This is a genomic window from Halomonas sp. KM007 (assembly GCF_050709225.1).
Lineage (GTDB): Bacteria > Pseudomonadota > Gammaproteobacteria > Pseudomonadales > Halomonadaceae > Vreelandella > Vreelandella hamiltonii.
Window position 1 is genome coordinate 1,686,749 of record NZ_CP136131.1, and the last position, 25,307, is coordinate 1,712,055.

Here is a 25,307-nt window from a genome sequence, read left to right on the forward strand (position 1 = left end):
TGTTGATCAATGTTCGTAGCAACATCGTCTGTAGAGGCATTGCCGGTCCCTTGTCATGGGGTCATCAACGAGCCAGTAGCAACAGCTCTATTTGCAAATAGTGCGCAGCGGCATCACGCAGGTTGTCCAGCAAGCCCTGACGCGGGAGGTGCGGCTCGTGCAGGGCCAGCAGGCGGCGCGGCCCCCCTTGCTCACGCATCTGGCGTAGGGCACGGTACATGCTCGCGAAGGCCTCGGCGTCACTGCTCACCCATAGCGCCCAGTGAGGGTGATGCGCCAAGGCAGCCATCGACCCTGCCTCGGGGCTTGCCACCTTGACGTCCCACTCCTGAGGATCGCCCGCCCACTGGCGCCCCAGCGATGCCCACTGCGCCAAGCGACCTTTGACCTTGTCGACGTGCACGGCACCCGCTGAGCTCAACCCCACAATGACCAGTGTGCGTGTCGGGCGGGGGGCCGTTACGTTCGCTGCCGCACTTGCGACCTCCTTGGGAGCGGTTTCCGAAGCGTCCGCGCCAACGTTCGTTTGCGCCACTTCCTTGTCTGAAGTGGAAGTATCGACACTCGGCGCGTCGGCCGCAGGCTCGTCAGGTTGCTCGCCTCGCTGCTGGCGCTGCAAATCTGCCCATTTTCTCAGCCCGGCAGCCTGATCCTGGCCATTCATAGCACATCCTCGAGGCTGACACTGCCCAGTTGCCGAATGGCATCTCGGGCCATCAACACATGCAGCAGCGCGTCCAGCAGGGCCGTATCCCGGCGCTTGCGCTGGCTACCCAACAGCCGCACCAGATCCGTTCTCAGCGCCTGGCCTGGTTCATCATCGGCCAGGTCGAGGTGGCCTGCCACGGCCGCTGCACCGCTGGCCATCAACAGGCGCAGCTCACGACTCACTTCGCCACTGTCGCTTTCCTTGAGCTGTTGCCACGCTCGCTTGGTCAGTGCGGCCAGCCCATCGCTTTCGAGCTGGGTGACCAGCAGTGACAGTACATCGCTACCCAACCGGGCGGGTGTCAACCAATAGCGACGCGCGACGCGCTTGTCACTTTCAGGGTCACGGATGTCGCCCACCCAGGTCAGCAGGGCGTGACCCGAGGCGGCCTGCACCTCGACATAGGCATTCCACAGCTGCATGCGCTGGCCGCGAAAACGCACCGTGACGCTGTGGGTCAGCGTACTCTCTTGAAACAGATTCTTCAGGGCGTAGCGCTCGCCCTGATAGTCTACTCGCTGGCTGGCATGCACCGCGCTGACCCAGGTCAAACGTTGGTCGTGCAGCCAGGTGAGCACGTCGGGTTCTGGCAGAGCGGGCAGCAGGTGAACTGCCATATCTTCTCCACACTCTTCCAGACGCGGCTGCCAGCCGGCAGGCTGACGGTGCTGAAGCCGCGTCAGGGCCAACCAACGGCCCTGCTCATCCAGCCGAACATCCGGCATCGTCCAGTCACAGCCACGCCCTTGGCGGCGTGGCGACCAGGCCAGCCCCATGGCGCGGCTATTGGCATCTGCCCCGGACAACAGCTCATCCAGCCGCTGATCCTGAATGACCCCAGGCAGTGCGCCGATATCCCAGGCGGCTTCCAGCAGGTAAAAGTCATCCACCCGTTTGCGCAGTCGAGCCAGCACCGATGAGAGCCTGCGCCCTTGCCCCAGCACATCCCGCGACCAGCGTGGCAAGCTGAGCGGCGCCGAGGGTTCGGTCTGGTGCACGGCGCGGGGCTGTGCGCCCAACGCCTGAGCGATCAGCGCCTGAGGGTCGGCCACGGACATGTCTTCCGGCACCTGCTGGCCATGGGAGCCAAACAGCACACGCATGCCATGGCGCATGACGATATCCAACGCCGGGGCCAAGCGCCCCGCTTCATCCTGCTTGGTGATGATGCAGTCGTCCAGCGTCGCCCCAGCCGCCCTGGCTGCCTGGCGATAGCGCAACACGACCTCCTCCAGCGTTTCGGGCTGACTGGCGGCATTCAACATCAGCACCAGACGCACGGTGGATTGCCCCCCCTGAAGGTGTGCAATCTGCTCGATCACCCGCTGATCGCGCTGGCTCATGCCGACGGTATCGATGACTACCCACTGCTTGCCCTGAAGCCGTCCCACCAGCTCGTCAATGGGTTGCTCGACATCCAGCGCATACATGGGGGTATCCAGCAGTCGCGCATAGATCCGCAGCTGCTCATGGGCACCAATTCGGAAGCTGTCGGTAGTCACCAACGCCACCGGGCGTGTGCCATGGCGCATCACAAAACGCGCCGCCAGCTTGGCCGTGGTGGTCGTCTTGCCGACCCCGGTAGGGCCTACCAGAGCCACGATGCCGGTCTGGTCGAAAAACGCCTCTTCCTGACGCAGTACACGCAACCGCGCCATGAGCTGTTCGCGTAGCCAGGCCATCAAGCTGTCGCTGGAAGCCGGTAACGATGCCAGCTCATCGGGCAAGGCCTCGACCACTTCCTGGCTCAGCTCATGGCTGAAGCCAACGCGCAGCATCACCTGCTGCAAGTGCTCTGACGCGCTGTCCGCCCTTGGCGCAGGGTCGGGTTGCCGTCGCGCCAGCAGCTCGCGCATCTCTTGCATTTCGCGCAGCAGGCGCTCGCTCATGACTTCCAACGGGTCTGGCTGTTGGGGCAACGAAAACACCGGCGCAGCGGGTTCCTGCTGCGTGGCCGGGCTAGGGGCAGGATCGAACTGATCGACCGCATCGTCTGCCATGGCGAGGATTTCGACTCCCCCTTCGGTGCGCCGATTGGCCACGATCAGGGCGTCATCGCCGAGTACTTCTCGCACCTGGCGCATGACATCGCGGCTGTTGGCTCCGACAAAACGTCTAACGCTCATGATTCACCTGTTACCTGTGTACGAAAGACGGCTAACCATCAGGAGCGGCATCAGCGACCACCCACCAGCGTGGTCACACGCAGCGTGCGGTCGTCAGGAATTTCTGCCTGAGACATGACCACCAGGTGGCGCATGCGACGGCGCAGAAAACGCGAGAGCACGGCACGCAGCGAGTGCTGTACCACCAGCACCGGGGCTTCACCACTGCCTTCATGACGCTCCAACGCTTGCTGCGCCTGATTCATGAGCGTATCCGCGAGTCCGGGCTCCATGGCGCCGTTGCCATTCATGGCCTGAAGCAGCACTTGCTCTAGTTGCGCATCCAGACCCATGACATTCAGCGTCTCTTGCCCAGCGAACCACTGCTGGGTAATCGCACGCCCCAGCGCAATCCGTACCAGCGCCGTCAGCTCGTTGGGATCCTTTTGCTGGCCTGCATGTTCGGCCAGGGTATCCAGCACGCTGCGCATATCACGAATCGACACATCCTCATCCAGCAGGTTCTGCAAGATACGCTGAAGCACCGTCAACGAGATGGATTTGGGCACCACTTCTTCGACCAGTGACTTTTGATCGTCGCCCAGCTTGTCGAGCAGTTTCTGCACTTCCTGGCGCCCCAGCATCTCGGGGGAGTGGCGGTGCAGCAGGTGGTTGAGGTGGGTAGCGATGACCGTGCTGGCATCCACGACCGTATAACCATACACCTGTGCGTGTTCACGTTGATTGGCGTCGATCCAGACCGCTGGCAAGCCAAAGGCCGGATCCTGCGTCGGCGTGCCCTGTAGCTCGCCCGATACCTGGCCTGGGTCAATGGCCAACCACTTGCCCGGCTGTGCCTCGGCACGCCCGATCTCGGCGCCTTTCATGGAAAGCACATAGGTATTCGGCGGTAGCTCCAGGTTGTCGCGGATATGCACCACGGGCGGCAGAAAGCCCACTTCCTGGGCGAATTTCTTGCGCACGCTCTTGATGCGCCCCAGCAGCTCGCCTTTCTGGCGCGAGTCCACCAGGGGAATCAAGCGGTGCCCAACCTCGAGTCCCAGCGTATCGACGAGCTGGACATCCTCCCAGCTCGCCTCAGGGGTCTCCTGCAGCATGGGTGGCGGGGCAGCGGTCAGCTCTTGATTGACCAGCGTCTGGTTCTTGCGGCGAATCAGGTACCAGGCCAGACCGGCCAACAGGCTGGTGAACAGCAGAAATACAAAGTTGGGCATACCTGGCACAAGGCCCAATAGCCCCATCACCATGGCCGCCAGAATCATGACTTGTGGGTTCACGAACAGCTGGCTGATCATCTGCTGACCAACGTCCTGTTCGGTATTCACCCGAGACACGGTCACGCCCGCCGCCGTGGAGATGACCAGCGCAGGAATCTGGGCGACCAGACCGTCCCCAATGGTCAACAGCGTGTAGGTGCGCGCCGCATCGGCAAAGCCCATGTCGTGCTGCATCATGCCAATCAGCAGTCCACCGATGATGTTGACCACCATGATGACCAGACCGGCCACTGCATCGCCACGCACGAACTTGCTGGCACCATCCATGGAGCCGTAAAAATCGGCTTCCTGTGCCACTTCCGCGCGACGTTTCTTGGCCTCGTCTTCGCCAATCAGGCCTGCGTTCAAGTCCGCATCGATGGCCATCTGCTTGCCCGGCATGGCGTCGAGCACAAAGCGCGCCCCCACTTCGGCAATACGGCCCGCACCTTTGGTGATGACCATGAAGTTGATGATCACGAGAATCAGGAAGACCACCAGGCCAACGGCAAAATTGCCCCCCACCAGGAAGGTGCCAAACGCTTCGATGACCTTGCCTGCCGAATCGCCCCCCTGGTGCCCTTCCATCAACACTACGCGCGTAGAGGCAACGTTGAGCGAAAGGCGCAGCAGCGTGGTGAACAGCAGCACGGCAGGAAACGCGGCAAAATCCAGCGGTCGCTCGGCAAACATGCTGACCAGCAGCACCATGATGGCCAAGGCAATATTGAAGGTGAAGAGCAGATCGAGCGCGAACGGTGGCAAGGGCAGGATCATCATGCCCAGGATCATCAGGATCAGCAGCGGTCCGGCCAGCAGTTTCATGCTGACATCGTTGGACCAGTTACGCTGATTGAGTAGCTGACTCAAACTTTTCATGGCTGCGCCTCATTGCCATCGGCACGACGGCCGGGCGTATCCATTTCCGGTGGGACCGGCAGATTATCGGGGGTGGGGGGCACCTCGCCTCCTTGTTGTGCTACGTGCTTGAGACGGTAGGCCCAGGCCATGACTTCGGCCACTGCGGTATACAGTTCGGCCGGCACTTCCGCCTCCAGATCCACATGATGATACAGGGCACGCGCCAGCGGCGCTGCCTCCAATCGCGGCACGCCAGCCTCGGCGCCGATCTCACGGATTTTGGCAGCCACGGCATCGGCACCCTTGGCCACTAGCCTGGGCGCGCCCATTTTCCCTTCCTGATACCTCAAGGCCACGGCGTAGTGGGTCGGGTTGGTGATGATCACGTCCGCTTCGGGCACTTTGCTCATCATGCGCCCACGCGCCATGGCCTGCTGCTGTTGACGAATGCGCCCTTTGACGTGGGGGTCGCCTTCCGAGTCCTTGTGCTCTCGCTTGACCTCTTCCTTGGTCATCCTGAGCTGCTTGGCGTTGTTCCATAGCTGGAAGGGGACATCGATCAGGATGACCACGATCAGGGAAAGCACGACCAGGCCGGCCGCCAGGGCCGCCATATTGAGTGCCGTGGCCAGGGCTTGCTGAACCGGCTGATCCATCAGCCCCAGATATCTGCCAATATTAAAATATAAAAAGCTGAACGCAACGCTGCCCACCAGAATGGACTTGGCGATCGCCTTGGCAAGCTCGCTCAACGACTGCATCGAAAACAGGCGCTTGATACCTTTGACAGGATTCAGCTTGGAGAATTTTGGTTGCAGTGATTTGGATGAAATCAACCAACCTCCCAGCAGCGCGGGTGCCATCAACGCAATCACCGTCAACAGCAGAAAGAGGGGAAGCATCGCGAAGAGCGTCCGCTGGCCCAGGTCCAGCGCGTTGACCAGCATGGGGGTGGTTTCCATGGCCTGACGACGCTCGAACAGAAACGCCTGTTCCATCACGGTACCCAACTGATCATAGAGCATCTGCCCCATGCTCCAGAGACCAATCACCCCTCCCAACAACATCATGAAAGTCGTCAGCTCTCGAGACCGCGGCACCTGCCCTTCTTCACGGGCCTTGTCCCGTCGTCGGGGCGTCGCCTCTTCGGTCTTTTCCTGATCGCTGTCGTTATCTGCCATGCGGTCATCCGGCTGACGAGGGGACGATGAATCAAACTACACCATACTATGCACTCAGCCGCCCCAAAGGACGGCTGAGCAGGTAGCTATTGTGCCAGATGCGACCACTTACAATGTGTCAATAACCCAGCATTAAAAGCCTAATTCATCCAATAAGTCGTCTACCTGATCCTGGCCGGTCACGATGTCAGGCGCGTTTTCTTTTACTTGAGGACCGTTCAGCAGATCTTCATTGCGCCGCGCATTCTCGTTTTTCCACTGATCGTTCGCCTTGCGCTGCATGGTTTCACGGGCTTCGGCACCCTGGACGTTGTCGATCAGCACCTGCACCAGCTGATGCTCGATCTCACGGATCACGTCCATCATCTTCTTGATGACCTGCCCCGTCAGATCCTGGAAGTCCTGTGCCATCATGATATCCAGCAGCTCTTTATTGGTCGCTGCGGTGATCTCGGGCACATCACTCAGGTAAGTTCGCGTCTCTTTGACCAACGACTTGGCATCATCCAGCTCTTTGGGTGCCTCGAACCACTCGGCCCAACGCTTGTCCAGGGCTTCGGCACGCTCGGAGAGCTGATCCTGCAACGGCTGAGCACGATCAATGGCGTTCAGCGCCTTGTCTGCAGCCTGCTCGGTCATGGTGGCCACGTAGTGCAGACGGTCACGAGCGTCAGGAATCGCCTCCGCAGCCTTCTCGATCTCCTTGTCCAACCCCAGTTCGCGCATGTTGTCGCGCAGCATGCGGGTGAGCTTGCCAATTCGAACAATCAGGTCTTCAGCAGCCTCTTCAGAGAGTTGGGCAGAACTGCCCTGCTCATTCTGACTCATTATGTTGTCTCCTCGTTGACCGAGCACCAAAGCCCGGCTGCGTCATTTACCCATCTTCTCGAAGATTTTATTCAGCTTCTCTTCCAGAGTGGCCGCAGTAAACGGCTTGACGACGTAACCATTGGCACCCGCTTGAGCGGCAGCGATGATGTTCTCTTTTTTGGCTTCGGCCGTCACCATCAGTACCGGCAGGTCTTTCAACGCTTCATCCTGACGGATCTCTTTGAGCATCTCCAGGCCATCGAGGTTGGGCATGTTCCAGTCGGAGACGACAAATTCAAAATTGCCTGCCCGCAGCTTGTTGAGCGCGTCCTGGCCATCTTCCGCTTCGTCCACGTTTGTAAAGCCCAGCTCCTTCAGTAGGCTACGCACAATGCGGCGCATCGTGGGGAAATCATCTACCACCAGGAAGCTCATGTTCTTATCGGCCATTGGTCATCCTCTCACATCACAATATTTACAGGGGACTGGTATTTCAGTCAGGGTTAAAACTCTTCCCACTCATCGTGGTGCTGCTGAGTGGCAACGCGACGAGCGGGCGCAGGGCTGGCAGCGGCCTTGGGCAGCGCTGACGTTACCGCTGGCGCGGTGTGCTCCGCCCGAGCATTGAGCACTTGGAAGACCGCCACAGCCTCTTCCAAACGATTGGCTTGCTCTTCCAGCGAGGCCGCTGCAGCGGACGCCTGCTGTACAAGCGCGGCATTTTGCTGGGTCACTTGATCCATCTGGCCAACGGCCTGACTGACCTGCTCGATACCATCACTCTGCTCTTGCGAGGCCGCCGATATCTCATCCATGATATCCGTGACACACCGCACTGCCGTGACCACTTCCGTCATGGTCTGCCCTGCCTGCTCGACCAGCGAGGAGCCTTGCTGAATCTGGCTGACCGAGGCCTCGATGAGGGACTTGATCTCCTTGGCGGCGTCCGCACTGCGGCTGGCCAGATTACGTACTTCGCCAGCCACCACCGCGAAACCACGCCCCTGCTCGCCCGCCCGCGCAGCTTCCACGGAAGCGTTCAACGCCAATATGTTGGTCTGGAAAGCAATCGAATCAATCACGCTGGTAATGTCAGCCACTTTCTGGGAGCTGGTCGAAATACCGTGCATGGTTTGCACCACCTGCTCAACGACCTGCCCCCCCTGCTCGGCGGTGGTAGACGCATCTGCTGCCAACGTGCTTGCCTGGCGGGCATTGTCGGCATTCTGCTTCACCGTAGCCGTCATCTGCTCCATGCTGGCCGCGGTTTGCTCGATGGAAGCAGCCTGTTGCTCGGTGCGGGAGGACAGGTCCGCGTTGCCGCTGGCAATTTCCCGGGTGCCGTGATGGATCGCCCGGCTACCTTCCCGCACCCTGGCCACCGTAGCACTGAGATTTTGCTGCATGGTGGCCATGGCAGCGAACAGTCGACCTATCTCGTTCTTGCCCGCCTGGGGGAGCGGCTGGGTCAAATCGGCTTCCGCTATGCGCCCAAGGCGCGCAGCGGCATCGCTCAGCGGCCTGATCACCGTACGGCGCAGGCCAAGGTAGATGGCCAGTGTGACCAGCAGCGCGAGTCCAACGGCAGCGATACTGATCATGGTAAAGAGATTGCCTTGCGCCTGAGCGCCTTCACGTAAGGTGCCCACGCTGCCAAAAGCATATTCGGTAAACGCCGTGGTATTGTCAGCCAACTCGCCCAAGGGCTCGATCAGCTCGCCGCGCAGGCGGTTGAAGGTATTGATGTCCATGGTGTCGAAGCTGGCATGCTGCTCCTTGACCAACGCCAATACCCGCATGAAGCTTTCATCCACTGCGCCCCCTAGCAACTCACCCTCTGGCGAGCGCGGTGCGGCCATGAAGTTCGTATAACGACGCTCGGCACGCTCCAGACGGTTGGCAGCGATATCCACCTGCTCATTGGATTGACGGGTCTGTCCCACCATCAGCAGGTTCGAAGCGGTTTCCAGCGCCAGCATGGCCTGGTTGAGCAGCGAGTCCGCACGGTTCAGCTCATTGAGCTGCTGGTTGCCGATACGATCCAGCGTGGCCAAATTGCTCTGTGCACTGCGATCCGAGGCAATGCTCAAACCGGCGATCAGCAGAATCAACGCCACAAAGCAAACCAACGCAAAAATAACGGCAAGATGAATACTAAGATTGCGCAACAAACGTGTCATTGTTATGAATTCCCTTGGTTCGTGTGTCTTGTTTCTGGGGCCCTAGACGCGCTGAGCGCGTCCGGAGGCGGCCACCAGCGCCATCATTTTCGATGGAATGTCGTCCAGCGGCAGTACTTCCACTGCGCCGCCCACGGCAATGGCCTCCCGAGGCATGCCGAACACCACGCAGGTCTCTTCGTTCTGGGCAATGGTCGGGGCACCGGCCTGACGCATTTCCAGAAGCCCGGCAGCTCCGTCCTTGCCCATGCCGGTCAGAATCACGCCGACCGCGTTTTTCCCTGCATGCTTGGCTGCGGAGTGGAACAAGACATCGACCGACGGACGATGACGGTTCACCGGCGGGCCATCATTGAGCCGCGCCACATAGTTGGCGCCACTGCGTACCAACTCCAGATGCTGGTCACCAGGGGCGATATAGGCATGGCCTGGCAGTACGCGCTCACCATCGGTGGCTTCCTTGACAGTGATGCGACACAGCCTGTCCAACCGCTCGGCAAACGAGCGGGTGAAACCGCCGGGCATGTGCTGAGTGATCAGAATCGCAGGCGCGTTGGCTGGCAACGGCTCCAGCACGGCGCGGATTGCCTCGGTGCCCCCTGTGGAAGCGCCAATGATGATCAGTTTTTCACTGGAGATCATCGGCGCCTTGAGCTGGCTGGGTGGCGGAGTATTCTTGTTACGCGCCTGTCGCGGCCGAGAGCGTGCCGCCGCGCGCAATTTTTCAGCGATTTCGTTGGCGTACTCCATCATGCCACTACGAATGCCCAGGCTCGGCTTGGCCACGAAGTCCAACGCGCCCAGCTCCAGTGCCCGCAAGGTGATCTCGGAACCGCTTTGCGTCAATGAGGAAACCATCAGCACCGGCATGGGGCGCAAACGCATCAGCCGCTCGAGAAAATCCAGGCCGTCCATGCGCGGCATCTCGACATCCAGCGTCAAGACATCCGGATTGTGCTGTTTGATAAGGTCACGGGCCGCAATGGGGTCGGGAGCCACCGCGACCACTTCCATATCAGGCTGCGAGTTGATGATTTCGGTCAACAGGTCACGAATCAGCGCCGAGTCATCGACGCACAACACTCTGATCTTGGCTGCGCTCAAAGCACGCCTCCTTTAACAGTCGCCATTTCGGCATTACTCCTGTGGGCCGTGGCCTCATCAGCAGCGTCACACACAACGATCATCGATTGGCAAGGGTGTAGACGGTTTGTCCACGAAGCTTGAAAGCATCACTGATGTAAGAGAAGTTTTCCGAGTGTCCAGCAAAGAGCAGGCCATCAGGCTTCATCAGTGGTGCAAACCGCTTGAGTATTTTCGCTTGTGTATCTTTATCGAAATAAATCATGATATTACGACAAAAAATGGCATCAAAGGGACCTTTGACAGGCCACTGCGGCGCCAGCAGGTTGAGCGGCATGAACTCTACCAGCGCAGACACTTCTGGCCGTACCCGCGCCAGCCCGATGTGGTTACCCGTGCCTTTCTGGAAAAATCGCTTCACGCGTGCTTCATCCAGCTTGCGTACCTGCTCCTGGGGATAAATACCGCGGCGCGCTTTGGCCAAGGCATCGGTGTCGATATCGGTGGCAATCACTTTGGCCTGTGACGCGCGGGCTCCCAGACTCTCCAGCAGCGTCATCGCAATCGAGTAGGGTTCTTCCCCCGTCGATGCTGCTGAGCACCAGATAGTGACCGGCTCCTGCTTGTGCTTGATATGCTCTGCCAACAGCGGAAAGTGGTGCGACTCTCGGAAAAAAGCCGTGAGGTTGGTGGTCAGCGCATTGGTGAACGCCTCCCACTCCTTGGCGTCGGGCTGACGCTCAAGCCGCGAAAGGTAGTCGGTAAAGCGCGTCATACCATGGTGGCGCAGCCGTTTGGCCAGGCGGCTATACACCATTTCACGCTTGTGCTCCGCCAGCACGATGCCTGCACGCTGATAAATAAGCTCACGAATACGCGTAAAATCCGCATCGGTGAGTACCAGATCACGCTCCATCTGTCCGCTGGTTGCCCACTGTCCAGCGTCGACTCCCCGTTCGCGTTGGTCTGTCAAAATGTTTCCCACTCCTCTACAGAAGCCATTGGCCGTTTCTTGACCGGCACAGGCGGTGTGGCGCTGCGAGGTTGCGCAGTCACCTTCGGCAGCGCGGCTGCCTGCGACTGCTCACGTTGCGGCGGCACCTGACGATGGCCTGACAAGCGAAAGGCCTCGACCGATAACGCAAGAAGCTCGGCCTGCTGCTCCAGGGCCAGCGCTGCTTGTGCCGTTTCCTGAACACGCAGAGCGTTCTGCTGTGTCGCTTGATCCATTTCGGCCACCGCCTGATTGACCTCGGCGATACCGCTGCTCTGTTCTTGGGAAGCTGCCGAAATGTCGTGCATGATTTGCGTGACGCTCCGGGCAGCCTCAGCCACCTCGCTGATCGCGACTTCGGCCCTTTCAACCAGGCCCGCCCCTTCGCCCACTTGCTGACTCGAGTCATCAATCAGGCCGCGAATTTCCTGAGCCGCATCGGAACTACGTCCCGCCAGCTTGCGTACCTCTTCGGCCACGACGGCAAACCCACGCCCATGCTCTCCCGCTCGTGCGGCTTCGACTGACGCATTGAGGGCCAGAATGTTGGTCTGGAAGGCAATGGAGTCAATGACGTTGATGATGTCGGTCATCTTCTGCGAACTTTGCGTGATTCGCTGCATGTTATCGACCAACTGTGTCATCAACTCACCCGTTTGTGACACCCTTGTTGCATTATTATCGGCCAGACGCCGTGCTTCTTGAGCGTTATCACTGTTTTGACGAACGGTAGTGGTCATTTCCTCCATGCTGGACGCCGTCTGTTGCAGCGATGCCGCCTGCTGCTCAGTACGTGATGAAAGCGCCTCGTTACCGCTGGCAATATCCTTGGCCGCTGGCGTGACGACATCGATGCCTGTCTTGACCTCGCCAATGATGCTGCTCAAGCTCTTGCGCATGGTGTCGAGGGCATCCATGAGCTGGCCTATTTCATCACGCCGTCTGGGCGGTACTCTGGCGGCAAGATTGCCGCCGGCAATCTGCAAGGTAAACCGCGAGGCTTGCTTCAGCGGTCGTGTAATGGAGCGCAGCGTCAGCAGGCTGATCACGATCAACAGCGCCAAGCCGGTGGCTAGCACACCGACCTGAGCGCTCAGCATGACGGTTTGTCCCCGCTCGGCCTCGGAGGCCATCACTTCCGCGGTTGCCTGCTTTTGGGCAATCAGTTCATTGACCAGGGAAGAGAGCGCCCGGCCATCCTCGTTCATGACACGGATCACGGCGTCCAGGCCGGTAAATGCCTGGTAGGTCTCTTCCGCTTGGAGCACACCCACTGCCTGGCGCATGCCATTATCCAGAAAGGCCTGCAGCTGTTCATCGAACTGGCTGGCCAGCGGCGTGGCGTTCACATCGCGGCTGTAATAGGCCTGCCACACATCCGCCACCTGGGCAGCACTGGCTGCCACGGTATCCCCCATGTCGAAACGCTGGGTGATGAGCTGCATACGCTCGGGCTCGATCATCGACTGGCGCGTCTGAGCGATGGTCTGATCGATCTGTTGCAGCCGAATGACATCACGCAGGCCGTCGTTGTTCAGGCCCTCCAGGCGCTCACCCGCCACGTTCAAACCGTATAGCCCCAATCCACCGCTGGCGATCAGCAGGAGAGCCGCAATGCACACCATTCCTATCAGCTTGGCGCGAATGGTATCCAGACGCATACGTCTGACTCTGGCAACGAGCCCACGCTGGCGAACACGCCCTTTATCCAGATACAGGCGCTTGTTGCGCCCTTCACGAATATCGCTGTAGTGCTGCTCCGCTTGCTGAATGGCTTCGCGCGTCGCCTGCACACGCACGGAGGTGTAACCCACCACCTGATCGTTTTCCACGATCGGCGTGACGCTGGCATCGACCCAATAATGGTCGCCACTCTTGCAGCGGTTCTTGACCAGCCCCCGCCAAGTATCGCCACGTTTCAGCGTACTCCACAGATTCTCGAAGGCGGCAGCGGGCATGTCGGGGTGGCGAATCAGGTTGTGAGGAGCACCTATCAACTCTTCATGGCGATAGCCACTGATCTCGATAAAAGCCGGATTAGCGTAGGTAATACGCCCCTTGAGATCGGTGCGAGAAACGAGGAAGTCGTCCTGGCTCAACTCGACTTCGCGTTGAGTGACTGGCTGATTGTTACGCATCTTACTGCCTTATTGTTAATTTTAGGCGCTTGGCGCTGGTTCAGAGTATTGGCTGTGCAGAAACTGGTTGTGCTTAAAACGCTTCCCACTCTTCCTGGGACGCCTTCCTTGTCAGTGCTGGGGCGGCCAACGCAGAGGCAGAAGGACGCTTCATCGGCTGAGACAGCACAGGCGCGGTAGATGGGGGAGCTGCCCCTTCCGCCACACGAAAGCGCTCCACCGCTTCACGTAACCTTGCTGCTTCGCTTTCCAGCTCGTTGGCGCTGCGTGCCGCTTGCTGCACCAGCTGAGCATTCTGCTGAACAACTTGATCCATCTGGGCAACCGCCTGGTTCACTTGCCCGATGCCGTTACTTTGCTCTTCAGAAGCTGCCGCAATCTCATCCATGATGTCACTGACCCGCTGTACCGCGGTGACCAGATCCTGCATGGTCTGTCCCGCCTGATTGACGCGCTGGGTGCCCGCATCCACTTTACCCAATGACGTATCGATCAGTGTGCGAACCTCTTTGGCTGCGTTGGCACTACGACTGGCCAGGCTGCGTACCTCCTGGGCCACGACGGCAAACCCCTTGCCATGTTCACCTGCCCGCGCGGCTTCTACCGAGGCATTGAGCGCGAGAATATTGGTCTGAAAAGCGATGTTATCGATCACCGTAATGATGTCCGCCACCTGGTGTGAGCTAGCGCTGATATCCTGCATGGTCTCGACGATTTGCCCCACTTCTTCCCCGCTACGCCGCGCGGTCAGTGTTGCATCGCCCGCCAACTGACTCGCCTGACGGGCATTGTCGGCATTATGGCTGACGGTGGAGGCGAGCTGCTCCATACTGGAAGCCGTCTCCTCAAGAGAAGAGGCTTGCTGCTCGGTACGCGAGGAGAGGTCATTATTGCCACTGGCAATCTGCTGGGAGCGCTCGAAGATGGTGGTCCCACTGCGCCGAACGACCCCCACCGTTTCCGAAAGCGCTGCCTGCATGTGCGCCATGGCGCTGTAGAGCTTGCCGATTTCACTCTTGCCTGGCGAGGTGATCTGCTGATTCAAATCGCCCTGAGCCATGCGTTCGAAGTAGCCCACCAGGCGATCCAGTGGACGCAAAACGTTGACCGTGACGCCCCACAATACGATGACAACAGTGGCAATCGTCATTAACACGATGGCAATGAGCGCCCAGCGGATACGCTCGGCAAAGGCCGTAAATGCCTGCTGCTGCGCTTGAGCGTCCGCCGTTGCCTGAACCAGCGTAGCGCCATGATGAAGCGCGTAAAGGCCAATACCACAGGCCAGCACGACCAGCAGTGAAAAGGTGGCCAACACCAACCCCCAACTAAGACGCACCGTCATATTACTCATCAGTTGACGCACTAGCTGTGTCACACGCATTACTCCAAACGCCACCATACCGGCGAGTGCTGTCCCTGGCGCCAAGGCGGGTTAGCTGGAACAACATGGGCACGCTCCCTGTGCCCATGTCAGGTATTAGCGATGGCTCGTGCTATCCACCAGCGCCATCTCCTCACTGGTCAGCAGTTTATCGATATCTACCAGCACCAACATCCGGTCATCCAAACTGCCCAAGCCGCTCAGGAAGTCGGAGGAGAGCGTCACCCCAAACTCAGGTGCAGGCTTAATCTGATCAGGCACGAGCGTCATCACATCGGAAACTCCGTCGACCACGATACCAACAATGCGATCGGCAACATTGACCACGATCACGACTGTCTGACCACCGTACTCCACATTCTCGAGATGGAACTTAATGCGCAGGTCGACGATGGGCACGATAACACCACGCAGATTCGTGACCCCTTTGATGAAATCGGGCGCGTTCGCAATGCGGGTCACGTTTTCATAGCCCCGAATTTCCTGAACCTTCAGGATATCGATGGCGTACTCTTCATCCCCGAGTGAAAACACCAGGAATTCGCGGTTTTCTGCTTCAGCAGCGGCTAACACTGCTTCGTTGGATGAGTGACTCATGACGGCTCAGCCTCTTTGTAATAAGAGAGATGGGGTTGATTAGCGGTTTTACCTGCTTCTTTTTTCGCCCGGCTCAAGCGATGCAAGCCGGTAATATCGAGAATCAGCGCAACGCTACCGTCCCCCAGGATGGTAGCGGCCGATACGCCCGGCACCTTGCGGTAATTATCTTCCAGATTCTTGACGACGACCTGCTGCTGGCCGATCAGCTCATCGACCAACATGGCATAGCGACGTCCTTCTCCCTGCACGATGACGGCAATGCTTTGGGTGGGGTCAGTGATGGCATTTTCGACGTCCAGTACTTCATGAATGGCGATGACCGGCAGATACTCGTCGCGCACCTTGAGTACCACGTCATCCCCTGCCATGGCGTACATGTCCCCTTTGGCGGGCTGTAGCGACTCCAACACGGTGGATAGCGGCAGAATGAACGTCTCATTGCCTACCTTGATGGACATGCCGTCCAGAATGGCCAGGGTCAGCGGCAACACGATGCGTGTATTGGTGCCTTCGCCTTTTTTCGACTGGATTTCGACACGTCCACCCATGCCCTGGATGTTACGTTTGACCACATCCATGCCAACGCCACGACCAGAGACATCGGTCACCTCCTTGGCAGTGGAGAAGCCGGGCGCAAAAATGAGCTGGAACACCTCTTCATCGGACATCGTATCCGACACGTTGAGGCCATTTTCACGCGCCTTGGCCAACAGCCGATCACGGTCCATGCCTGCACCGTCATCACGCACTTCGATCAGAATGTTCCCGCCCTGGTGGCGCGCCGAAAGCACCAGCTTGCCCACACGCGGTTTGCCCAGCGATTCACGCACATCCGGCATTTCCACACCGTGATCCAGGCTATTACGCACCAGGTGTGTCAACGGGTCGGTAATCCGCTCTACGAGGCTCTTGTCCAGTTCGGTGGATTTACCCTCGGTGATCAGCTCGATCTCTTTGCCCAGCTTGCTAGCCGTATCGCGCACGACCCTGGGAAAGCGACTGAATACGAACTCCATGGGAATCATGCGGATCGACATGACGGCTTCTTGGAGGTCACGGGCATTACGCTGCAGCAGGCTCATGCCATTTTGCAGGGAGCTGTTGCTGACCGATTGGCCTTCGAGGTCGCTCACCGTCTGATCGAGCATCGATTGAGTGATGATCAGCTCGCCCACGAGATTGATGATCTGATCCACCTTGTCGACCGACACGCGGATCGACGAGGTTTCGGCAGCTGCCTTTTTGGGCGCCTGATCGGCAGGTTTCTTGGTCGCTGCCTTGGCAGCCGCTGGCTTGGCGGGCGCAGGCGCCTTGGTGACGGTAGCGCTGTCCTGCTGAGCGGGCTCGGCCACAGGTGCTGGCGGTTCACCGGCAGCCGCAGGAGCACTGGCAGCCAATGCCGTGATGTCGATCTGATCCGACTCGATGATAAAGCACATCACGGCCTCGATGTCGTCGGCGCTGACGCCTCCCGACAGGATGACTTCGTAGCGCTTCTCATCACCCGACTGTGATTCGACATCGCCCAACTGCTCCAACTCTTCTACCAGCAGCAGTCGATCTTTTTCGCTCACATTGAGCAGCGCCACCTTGAGACGGTGCTCCCCTTCCTGACCGTTTTCTGGCTCACTGGTAGAAGACGCGCTGGCTGCTTTGGCAGGCGCTTCTTCTACCTTGGGTGCGGCTGGCGCATCCAGAGACTTGCCAATCTCTTCCAAAGCGATCTGCTGGAGCGTCTCGCATATCCGCTCGTAGGCTTCCTGATTCGGCTCTTCCTCGTTGCGGTAGGCATTGAGTTGCTCATGCATGATGTCTTTGGCCTCCAGGAAGGTATCGACGAGGTCAGCGCGCAGTGCTAGCTCTCCCTTGCGCGCATGATCCAGCAGGTTTTCGAAGATATGCGTGGTTTTTTGCAACACGCTGAAACCAAAGGTCCCCGCCCCACCTTTGATGGAGTGGGCCGCGCGGAAAATAGCGTTCAGCTGCTCGCCATCCGGATTATCGACATCCAGTTCCAACAAGTGCTGCTCCATATCCGCCAGCAGCTCCTCGGCTTCTTCAAAGAAGGTGTCAAAAAAATCCGCTATGTCCATGCACCGCTCCACTTGAACGTCATCATTATGTGGCAAGCCAGGCTCATGGGCTGTCGCTGGCTTGCGGTATGTTTTGTTGCAAAAGCTCTTCTGGAACGCTCTCTGCCGGCTCTGCTGGCTGCGGTGAGCTGGGCGTCAAAATTCCCGGATTACGTATGGCCTCGGCAATTTCTGGCAGCAGCACCACAAGCTCGATACGTCGATTGATGGGATCCGTCGGCGTAGTGTCCGCGAGCAGCACTCGGTCTGCAAAGCCCGATACGCGCAGCAGTTGACCTGGATCAAGCCCTCCCGCCACCAGCTCACGACGCGATGCATTGGCTCGATCGTTGGAGAGTTCCCAGTTGCTGTAACCGCGATACCCACCTGCATACGGAACGCTGTCCGTATGACCGCTGATGCTCAGGTCATTCGGCAGGTCATTCAGCAACGGAGCCATGGTGCGCAGCAGGCTGCGCATGTAAGGCGCTACCTGATCGCTGCCCAGCGCGAACATGGGCCGCTGCTCGGTATCCAGCAACTGAATACGCAGGCCTTCACGCGTCAGGTCGAAGCGCATCTGGTTACGATACTCACGCAGATCGGGATCACGCTCGATTGCCCGCTCTATACGCGTTTGCAAATCTTCAAAGAAACGCCGCTCTTGAGCACTCGGCCGCGTGTGCTGCAAAACATCAATCCGCGCACGTTCGCCGTCGCTGTGCGTAGGGTCAGGGCCACCGCCAGGAATGACACGGGTACTGCCGGAACGATCGCCGCCAGTAATCGCCGTGACCAGCGGCGTGCTGAAATACTCGGCCACTCCCCTGCGGGTCTCTTCACTGGAAACGCTGAGAATCCACATGACGAGGAACAGCGCCATCAATGCCGTCATGAAATCTGCCAGCGCGATTTTCCATGCCCCCCCATGGTGGGCATGAACCACCTTTTTGCGCCGGATGACGATCGGGCGCTTATCCCCCCCCTTACTCATGCATTACCGCCCTTTTTGGCATCGCGTACGTACTCCTCCAGCTCAGAGAAGCTAGGGCGTTCAGTACTGTGCAGCGCCTTGCGCCCAAACTCGACCGCCAACTGCGGGGCATAGCCGTGCAAGCTGGCCAGCAGCGTCACGCGAATGCACTGAAGCATTTTTTCGGCTTCCTTGGCTTGGCGGTCGGCATAGCTGGCAATCGGGCTGATGAAGCCATAGCCCATCAAAATACCGAGGAAGGTACCCACCAACGCCATGGCGATCATCTGCCCCATCTGTTCTGCCGTTGCGTCCGCATAGGTCAAGGCTTTGATAACCCCCATGACCGCCGCCACGATACCGAAGGCGGGCATGGCATCCCCCACTTTGGCAATCGCGTCGATGGGAATGTGAGCCTCTTGCTCGAAAACCTCTATTTCGTGGAGCATCAGCTCGTCGATTTCCATGGGCTCCATACCGCCGCTGACCATCAGGCGCAGGTAATCCGTCAGGAAGTCCATGATATGAGAGTCGGCCAGAACGTCGGGATGCTCTTGAAATAGCGGGCTCTCCTTGGGATTGTCTATATCGCGCTCGATCCCGAGCATGCCCTCTCGGCGAACCTTGGAAAGAATCTTGTACTGCAAGGCCATGAGATCCATGTACAGCGCCTTGTTGTACTTCTTGGTTCGCTTGAGCCGGGGCAGGATCTTGAACGTGGCCTTGATCGCCTTGCCATTGTTGGCAGCCAGGAAAGCCCCAACGCCAGCGCCACCGATGATCAGCAGCTCCAGGGGCTGATAGAGCGGCCCCAGGCTACCACCAGCCATCACATAGCCGCCAAAGACGCAGAACAAGACGACGACATAACCTAGGAGAATCAGCACAAGCAGTTTCCTTGCGATATGAGTGGTTTATCAACAGCGCCATACGCAATGCCTTATCGGCAGTGGCAAACGGCCCCATCTAAGGTGAAGCTTATATCTATCATACTCAGGTGACAGCACGGTTTAATGAGAAAGCATCAACGACTTTTGCCGCTATCTATGCGTTAAAGCGCAGTTTATTGCTTTAATGGTCTGCCGCCAGAGGTTTGACAATTTTATACGTTCAACGCGCGGGCTTACGCGTCTTGCCTGCCCGAGAGGGGGGCTGACAGATACCGCAGACATAATCATGAATCGGGCTATGGGCATGTGCCACGAAGTGGCCCTCACAGCGCGTACACGTGGTCAGCTGCAGCAGGTCGCTTTCAAAAAAGCGCACCAGGGTCCACGCTCTCGTCAGCCCCAGCACCGACTCTGCCCCCTCTAGCGAAACCTGCTCCTCGTACAGCCGATACGCTTTGACGAAAGCGTCGATACGCTCACACTCCGCCCCCTCGAGCAAGCCGAGATAAATGTTGTAAAACAGTGACGAATGCACGTTAGGCAGCCAAGTCACGAACCAGTCGGCCGAAAAAGGCAGCATACCTTTAGGCGGAGACATTCCGCGCACTTCTTTGTAGAGCTTGATCAGTCGGGTGCGACTCAACTCCGTTTCGGTCTCCAATACCTGCAGACGCGCACCCAGCTCGATCAGCTCAATGGCCAATTGCACCTGATGCATTTCATCCACAAGGCTCTTTTGACTCACTTCGACTCTCCTGACGAAAGCGAGGAAAGAGGCTCACAGGCGGACAACAGCGACGCATGCAGCCCTGACAAGCCTTGATCTCGTGGATTATCCAGAACCTGGCGCAGGCGCTGACCACTGGAGTGACTGAAACGACAGACCAGCTGGTTGCTACGCGCGAGCTTGGTGAGTTGCCAAGCATTCAGTGAGACCAACAGATCTGCCAGCTCACCGTCAATTTTGAGACGAAACATGGCAGCCTCCCGATCTTCGCTCAACAGACGCTGAGCGAGCAGAAGGTAAGCGAGGTTTATCTCTTGTATTTCATCAAGAAAGCTTGTTTGACTCATAGTGTCCCATCGAACGACCCAGGCGCGCCGTTGTGACCGTTATAGTGGCGCCATTGATGACTTTTTCTTTACCTAGCATCATGGTTGCATACAACGATTGCATTGGCTACTTGCGCCTTTCACGCTGATTCAGCTCACCGTCTGACAATTCAAATACCCATACCAATAGCTCCGCCACCACTTGATACAAGCTGGCGGGTATTTCAGCATCCAGCTCCAACTGCATGAGCAACGCGACGAGCTCGGGTGCATCATGGACATAGATGCCCTGGCGCTGGGCTTCGGCCATGATCCTGTCGGCCAGCTCACCGTACCCTTTTGCCACTACTCGCGGCGCCTGTTCACCCTCTTTATAGGCCAGCGCAACGGCCTGTCGCCGACGCTCACTGGACATCATCCACAGCCTCCTCGGATGGAATATAGCGGGCTTTTACCTGCACTTTAGCGAAATCGAGCGCACTCAAACGCTGCTCCAGGCGATCCAGCTCACTATCGAGCTGCTGGTAGGTATCAGGGTTATCAGCCGTCAGATCGATACTGAGCACCTGATGGTGCAGCCATAGCGCAATGCGGAAGGCGCCCAGCCCAGGCACATCGAGCTGCATTTCTGAACGCCACCCTGGCTGGGAATCTTCTGTCTGCGCTTTTTCATCCTGAGGGTCACGACCTGGCAGATTGATCACCAGCGCCATGAAAATGCCGGCCCATACGTCCCCTTCCCAACGTAGCGTAGGCGTGACCAACATTTCCAACTGTTGACGCACTACGCCCTGCAGACTGTCATGCACCACTTCTCTCACACCCCGAGTCGCCATGTCCTGTTCTGCAACCACCGCTGCTGGCTGTACGACGGGAGCATCCCTACGCTCGGCCATGAAGGGAGCGAAGGGCTGATTGGGTGTCACGACAGCAGGCGCCGAGGGCGCTCCCGAGGACGAAGACGCAACGGGGAGAGGCAAAGGCCGCTCCAGCAAAGCATCGCCCCCTTTGACGGGCATCAGGGGAAGATTGGGCAAGATAGTCATGGCGCTGCCCTGAGACGACGCACCCGTGGGGATCCCGGTAGCAACCAGAGGCATCATGGCCGACATGGGCAGGGACGCAGGACGAGGCCCTGGCTGCATCTGTGGCTCACGCAGAAGCTGTTGACGAGGCATGTCGCCCTGAAACCAGCGCTTGAGGTGAGATTCGTAAAATAGCCCGCTATCACGAATACTGCCCTCCAGACGGCTCGCCACCTGTGTCGTCGACAGCGGCTCCTGAGGTGACAATAGCGGGGCAGCCGGCCTGATGACGGCGGGAGGCGCAGGAAACCGTAGCAGCACGTCGGCAATGGTGCGCGCCGCAGGACTGAAATGCGTTTGGGTCGAACTTGGCGTGGCGTTGGGCGTGGCATTCCCGGCAGGAGGCTGTCGAAGCCCTTCTGCCGTGCCAGACAAACGCCGCAGGTCGCCCAGCAGCGGATTGAGAGGCCGCCCATCGAGGCTGGCATCCCCCTGCAAGGCTCTTGGCCCCTCGCCCGGGGAAACTGGCTGGACTGGCGAGTTCAAGGCGCGAAGAGAAGAGGCCTCAGCCTGGCGACCCAGCACCTGATGTAACAGCGTATCAATGAGTGGCGTGATGCCACTCACGAGGCCCCCTCATCCTTGGCGATATCCGCAGCAAAGTCACTGCCACCTTGCTGGGGAGCATAAGCGCGATGCAAGTCTCGCTGACGCTGGGTCACGCTGATCAATTTACCCAGCTCGTCTCGCCTGGCTACGAGACGACGCCTAATTTCCACGTCATGCTCCAGGATATGCTCGAGCAGTTCGGACTTGCGACGCTTGCCATCGTCATCCAGCAAGACCAGGCTGTCCAGTTCGCGCAACTTTTCCACCAACACTACATAGTTGCTGCGTTGCTCTATCAACTCGGCCCACTGCTCTTTGTCTGCAAGCTCATGCATATGATTCACGCTCACCAGCAGCCTTGCATAGGCATCAATGAGCGCTTGCTGGGAGTTACCCTGGGCTGCTGTTTCGGAAGCTGTCATGTTGCCTCACGCACTTTGCCGTTGACCAATTTCACGCCATGCAGAGGCAATGTCCTCAAGCAGACGATCCGCCTGATTGAGGCTCTCTTCATCGTTACGCAGATTGGCAGCCAGCAGCAAACGGGCAATGTAGTCATAGAGCGATGCCAATTGCTCGGCAATTTCGCCCCCTTTCTCCTGATCCAGCGCCGCAGCCAAACCGTTATTGACAATATCCAGCGCCTTGGAGATGGATTTGCCCTTCTCCACGGTATTGCCCGCCTGCATATGAATACGCGCCGCACGGATCGCCGCCTGCGCGCCATCGAACAGCATGACGATCAGTTGATGAGGGTCTGCCGACATGACGCCACTTTCAACGCCAACGCGGGCGTAAGCGCTTGCCCCTCGACCGTAGGCCGCACCGCTGCGAGTGTAAGTCATTAGTGGGCTCTCCTTGTAAAGGCAGTAGCCAAAAGGTGGCTATACACTGCTGGATAATTGAGATTCGGCATAATTGCTCGCTATCTGATATATCGGCGCCGCAACAGCGGACTTTAATGAGCACAGGCTTTATTTGCCGTGCGATCGCTACGAATGATCCAGATCAAAAGAACTCAAGTAGAAACCGCCACTTCTCTCATCGGTTTACCAAGCCGCTCCAACACATCTCCGCGCACGACGCCCAGCAGGCTCTCACGCACAGGCGGCTCGGCTTGCTGGGTCAACACCACTTCAAAGGGCGCCCCGTTGTCATCCAGGCGCACGATCCATCCCATCTGCTCACTGGCAAAGAACACGAGCGAGCCAATGGGCAACGTCCTGAAATGCTCGATATAGCGCTTGATCCATCGTGCATCGAACTGATGGGGATGGCTCAGCAAATGCCGATAGATCTGCTGGGCAGTGCGTGCTGGTCGATCCGGCCGATCCCGTCTCATGGCCTCCACCACGTCGACCACGGCGCTCGCCTTGGCCAGCTCGGTAATGTCCTCTCCCGTCAAGCCATCCGGGTAACCGCTACCATCGAGGCGCTCGTTGATTCCACCAATGACCGCCTCCGCCACCGTGGCCGACAACCACTGGCAAGTATTCAAGCGAGCCAGCAACAGCGACACATGCTCGCTCAACACGTGACGATGATTGGGCTCGAAATTGGGCGCTTTGAAAACCACCTGGGGGATCAGGGCTTTGCCGAGGTCATGGACCAGGCCACTGGCAACGATGGCCTTGCGCACGTCGCGGGGCATATTGCCACCCACCAGGTCGAGCAAGTGAATAGCCACAGCGATCCCATGCCGCACCAGCAAGGGCTCCATGGAGAGGCACCGAGATGCGAACAAGAGCGCCTCGCGATCCTCTTCATGAAGCTGCAGGATACGGTCGGCATTACGAGACAGCTGTCGCGAGTCGACATCGTGACCTTGCTGCAGCATCAGCAGCTGAGCGTCCAGATAGGCGGCCACCTTGACCAGACGCCTGGCGGTTGGGGTGGCATATCGGCGAATGTCCCGCCTGCCAACATGCTCGCTGTCAGGTGTGCGCTTGCCGGGCTGCTCGAACAGCGGCGAGGGCTGACGCTCATCCTGGGACTCTTTCTTGTAACGCGAGGCCTCACGCTCGATTTCACAGACGAAGTACCAGATCTGTCGCTCTTGCTCGGAGGTGCAGCCAGCAAAGCGGAACCCCACACGCAGCAGGTGGCGCTCTGCGTCTGTTTTTTGATGGCGAACAACGGCATGCACTTCGAACTGAGTACCATCCGGAAAGGCAAACACCAAACGCATGGGTTCCGAGGTCTCGGTCAGCACGCCACTCGCTGCCAACGGCAGCTCCAACTGACACCCTTCCTGGGAGAGGTCTCGCAACTCACCCTGCGCCCCTTCTTCGCCATCGCCGTAAACGGTCGCCGACACCACCATGCCCATACGCAGCTCAGCACGGTATGACTCACGGCGCTGGAGGACGTCTACCGACTCCGGGTAGTCGCTGCAGCATAAATAGCGCCCACCAGAGCGACGCGTTTCCGTCAGGACGAGCAGAGGCGTGCGTATCACCTTGCCCTGAGATTGCCCACGCAGAAAGAAGCGTTCGCCCTGCTCCAGGCGATACAGCAGATAGTCGACGGAAGACAAGTCCATCACGAGCGTCTCACCCTCGTGCTGCTCCATCAACACAATGGGCTCGGGACGCGCCTCAGGGGCATCAAGGCAAAGCGACACCCCACCGCTTTCTATCATGGTATTCAGCAGAGAACTGATGGCGGATGGGTTCGAAATACGTTCATACTCATCTTGCTGGACTGCCATGCGTGCCTCGCTTTCACAGCCGTGGTGGTCAGGTGAACCCACCCTTGAAATAAGGGAACTGAGCATAACAGAAGCCCCAATGGCTCCGCATGCCGATTGCTGCGTATCAGACTTTTCTTTTTGTCTATACTGGAAAAGATAAAGTTTGTGAAAATCTCGCCGATAACATTGTTGGAGGCTAGCCAACACCTGCATCGGCCTCTAAGTTTACGTTACCCAGCCTTAGACGGCTTTTAAAAGAGGAACGTTGTTTATGGGCCCACTGCCAATCGACCCGATGGTCTCTATTACCAACACTCCCGCACCCCAGGAGCGCGCTCAACGCACCCCCCCTGAGGTTGCCTCGCCCTCTCAACCGGAGGAGCGCACGCCATCGGCGTTGAGCGCCACGCGAGATGCCCTTCTGGAACCGATACAACGCATCAATGAAACGATGAGACCACGCGGACTCGAGTTCGATATCAGCGAGGAGTCTTCGCGCATCATCACCCGCGTCATTGACAGTGAAACCGGCGATGTCATCCGTCAGATTCCTGCCGAGGAAATCATCGTGATGGCCGAACGACTGGAGGAACTTCAAGGGAACTTGATTTCTTTGAATGCATGAGACTGACAGGCTCCATTCGCTGACCAGCCACTTGAGCGGGATGGTC

At 58.6% G+C, this 25,307-nt stretch carries 23 protein-coding genes; 1 reads left to right on the top strand and 22 read right to left on the bottom strand.

What is annotated here, in order from left to right:
* Positions 1-64: 64 nt before the first annotated feature.
* From RVM27_RS07885 to RVM27_RS07990, 22 genes are all read right to left on the bottom strand, one after another.
* The gene (locus tag RVM27_RS07885) at positions 65-664 is read right to left on the bottom strand and encodes a hypothetical protein (RefSeq protein ID WP_144984134.1); all 600 of its coding nucleotides are present in this window, start codon (positions 662-664) and stop codon (positions 65-67) included.
* Positions 661-2,835, bottom strand: a complete 2,175-nt coding sequence (gene flhF, locus RVM27_RS07890; RefSeq protein WP_287808194.1) for a flagellar biosynthesis GTPase FlhF — start codon at positions 2,833-2,835, stop codon at positions 661-663. The genes RVM27_RS07885 and flhF overlap by 4 nt, the downstream gene beginning before the upstream one ends.
* 50 nt (positions 2,836-2,885) lie before the next feature.
* Positions 2,886-4,970 (bottom strand): flagellar biosynthesis protein FlhA, encoded by a 2,085-nt coding sequence (gene flhA / locus RVM27_RS07895; protein WP_498957692.1) that lies wholly within the window; start codon positions 4,968-4,970, stop codon positions 2,886-2,888.
* Positions 4,967-6,133: a flagellar type III secretion system protein FlhB gene (flhB, locus tag RVM27_RS07900; RefSeq protein ID WP_498957693.1), complete on the bottom strand. Its 1,167-nt coding sequence runs from the start codon at positions 6,131-6,133 to the stop codon at positions 4,967-4,969. Before flhB ends, flhA begins: the two co-directional genes overlap by 4 nt.
* A gap of 132 nt (positions 6,134-6,265) precedes the next feature.
* Positions 6,266-6,961 (bottom strand): protein phosphatase CheZ, encoded by a 696-nt coding sequence (gene cheZ, locus RVM27_RS07905; RefSeq protein WP_498939755.1) that lies wholly within the window; start codon positions 6,959-6,961, stop codon positions 6,266-6,268.
* 42 nt (positions 6,962-7,003) lie between these two features.
* On the bottom strand, positions 7,004-7,393 hold the full coding sequence (gene cheY / locus RVM27_RS07910; protein ID WP_016915725.1) for a chemotaxis response regulator CheY: 390 nt from the start codon (positions 7,391-7,393) through the stop codon (positions 7,004-7,006).
* Positions 7,394-7,446: 53 nt separating this feature from the next.
* Complete coding sequence (locus RVM27_RS07915) at positions 7,447-9,123, bottom strand: methyl-accepting chemotaxis protein (protein WP_498957694.1); 1,677 nt, start codon at positions 9,121-9,123, stop codon at positions 7,447-7,449.
* Between the two features lie 42 nt (positions 9,124-9,165).
* The gene (locus RVM27_RS07920) at positions 9,166-10,227 is read right to left on the bottom strand and encodes a protein-glutamate methylesterase/protein-glutamine glutaminase (RefSeq protein WP_498939751.1); all 1,062 of its coding nucleotides are present in this window, start codon (positions 10,225-10,227) and stop codon (positions 9,166-9,168) included.
* A gap of 79 nt (positions 10,228-10,306) precedes the next feature.
* Positions 10,307-11,179, bottom strand: a complete 873-nt coding sequence (locus RVM27_RS07925; protein WP_498957695.1) for a CheR family methyltransferase — start codon at positions 11,177-11,179, stop codon at positions 10,307-10,309.
* Entirely contained in the window at positions 11,176-13,338 is a 2,163-nt protein-coding gene (locus RVM27_RS07930) for a methyl-accepting chemotaxis protein (RefSeq protein ID WP_498957696.1), read from the bottom strand. The genes RVM27_RS07925 and RVM27_RS07930 overlap by 4 nt, the downstream gene beginning before the upstream one ends.
* A 73-nt stretch (positions 13,339-13,411) precedes the next feature.
* Complete coding sequence (locus RVM27_RS07935) at positions 13,412-14,692, bottom strand: methyl-accepting chemotaxis protein (RefSeq protein ID WP_498957697.1); 1,281 nt, start codon at positions 14,690-14,692, stop codon at positions 13,412-13,414.
* 126 nt (positions 14,693-14,818) lie between these two features.
* Complete coding sequence (gene cheW, locus RVM27_RS07940) at positions 14,819-15,319, bottom strand: chemotaxis protein CheW (protein WP_016915719.1); 501 nt, start codon at positions 15,317-15,319, stop codon at positions 14,819-14,821.
* Positions 15,316-17,415 (bottom strand): chemotaxis protein CheA, encoded by a 2,100-nt coding sequence (gene cheA, locus RVM27_RS07945; RefSeq protein WP_498274399.1) that lies wholly within the window; start codon positions 17,413-17,415, stop codon positions 15,316-15,318. Before cheA ends, cheW begins: the two co-directional genes overlap by 4 nt.
* 43 nt (positions 17,416-17,458) lie before the next feature.
* Positions 17,459-18,388: a flagellar motor protein MotB gene (gene motB, locus RVM27_RS07950; RefSeq protein WP_498957698.1), complete on the bottom strand. Its 930-nt coding sequence runs from the start codon at positions 18,386-18,388 to the stop codon at positions 17,459-17,461.
* Entirely contained in the window at positions 18,385-19,254 is an 870-nt protein-coding gene (gene motA, locus RVM27_RS07955) for a flagellar motor stator protein MotA (protein WP_189462945.1), read from the bottom strand. Before motA ends, motB begins: the two co-directional genes overlap by 4 nt.
* 223 nt (positions 19,255-19,477) lie before the next feature.
* On the bottom strand, positions 19,478-20,002 hold the full coding sequence (gene flhC, locus RVM27_RS07960; protein WP_039180820.1) for a flagellar transcriptional regulator FlhC: 525 nt from the start codon (positions 20,000-20,002) through the stop codon (positions 19,478-19,480).
* Positions 19,999-20,331 carry a flagellar transcriptional regulator FlhD gene (flhD, locus tag RVM27_RS07965; RefSeq protein WP_498957699.1) on the bottom strand — a complete coding sequence of 111 codons (333 nt, stop codon included), beginning with the start codon at positions 20,329-20,331 and terminating at the stop codon, positions 19,999-20,001. The genes flhC and flhD overlap by 4 nt, the downstream gene beginning before the upstream one ends.
* A gap of 106 nt (positions 20,332-20,437) precedes the next feature.
* Positions 20,438-20,728 (bottom strand): EscU/YscU/HrcU family type III secretion system export apparatus switch protein, encoded by a 291-nt coding sequence (locus tag RVM27_RS07970; protein ID WP_144984092.1) that lies wholly within the window; start codon positions 20,726-20,728, stop codon positions 20,438-20,440.
* On the bottom strand, positions 20,715-21,962 hold the full coding sequence (fliK, locus tag RVM27_RS07975) for a flagellar hook-length control protein FliK (protein WP_498957700.1): 1,248 nt from the start codon (positions 21,960-21,962) through the stop codon (positions 20,715-20,717). The genes RVM27_RS07970 and fliK overlap by 14 nt, the downstream gene beginning before the upstream one ends.
* Positions 21,959-22,366: a flagellar protein FliT gene (gene fliT / locus RVM27_RS07980; protein ID WP_498939739.1), complete on the bottom strand. Its 408-nt coding sequence runs from the start codon at positions 22,364-22,366 to the stop codon at positions 21,959-21,961. The genes fliK and fliT overlap by 4 nt, the downstream gene beginning before the upstream one ends.
* Before the next feature lie 6 nt (positions 22,367-22,372).
* Positions 22,373-22,789: a flagellar export chaperone FliS gene (gene fliS, locus RVM27_RS07985; protein ID WP_039180829.1), complete on the bottom strand. Its 417-nt coding sequence runs from the start codon at positions 22,787-22,789 to the stop codon at positions 22,373-22,375.
* A gap of 173 nt (positions 22,790-22,962) precedes the next feature.
* Complete coding sequence (locus RVM27_RS07990; protein ID WP_498957701.1) at positions 22,963-24,654, bottom strand: HD domain-containing phosphohydrolase; 1,692 nt, start codon at positions 24,652-24,654, stop codon at positions 22,963-22,965.
* A 253-nt stretch (positions 24,655-24,907) separates the two neighbouring features.
* Here RVM27_RS07990 and RVM27_RS07995 point away from each other — a divergent pair, with 253 nt between their 5' ends.
* Entirely contained in the window at positions 24,908-25,261 is a 354-nt protein-coding gene (locus RVM27_RS07995) for a flagellar protein FlaG (protein ID WP_498957702.1), read from the top strand.
* Positions 25,262-25,307: the final 46 nt, after the last annotated feature.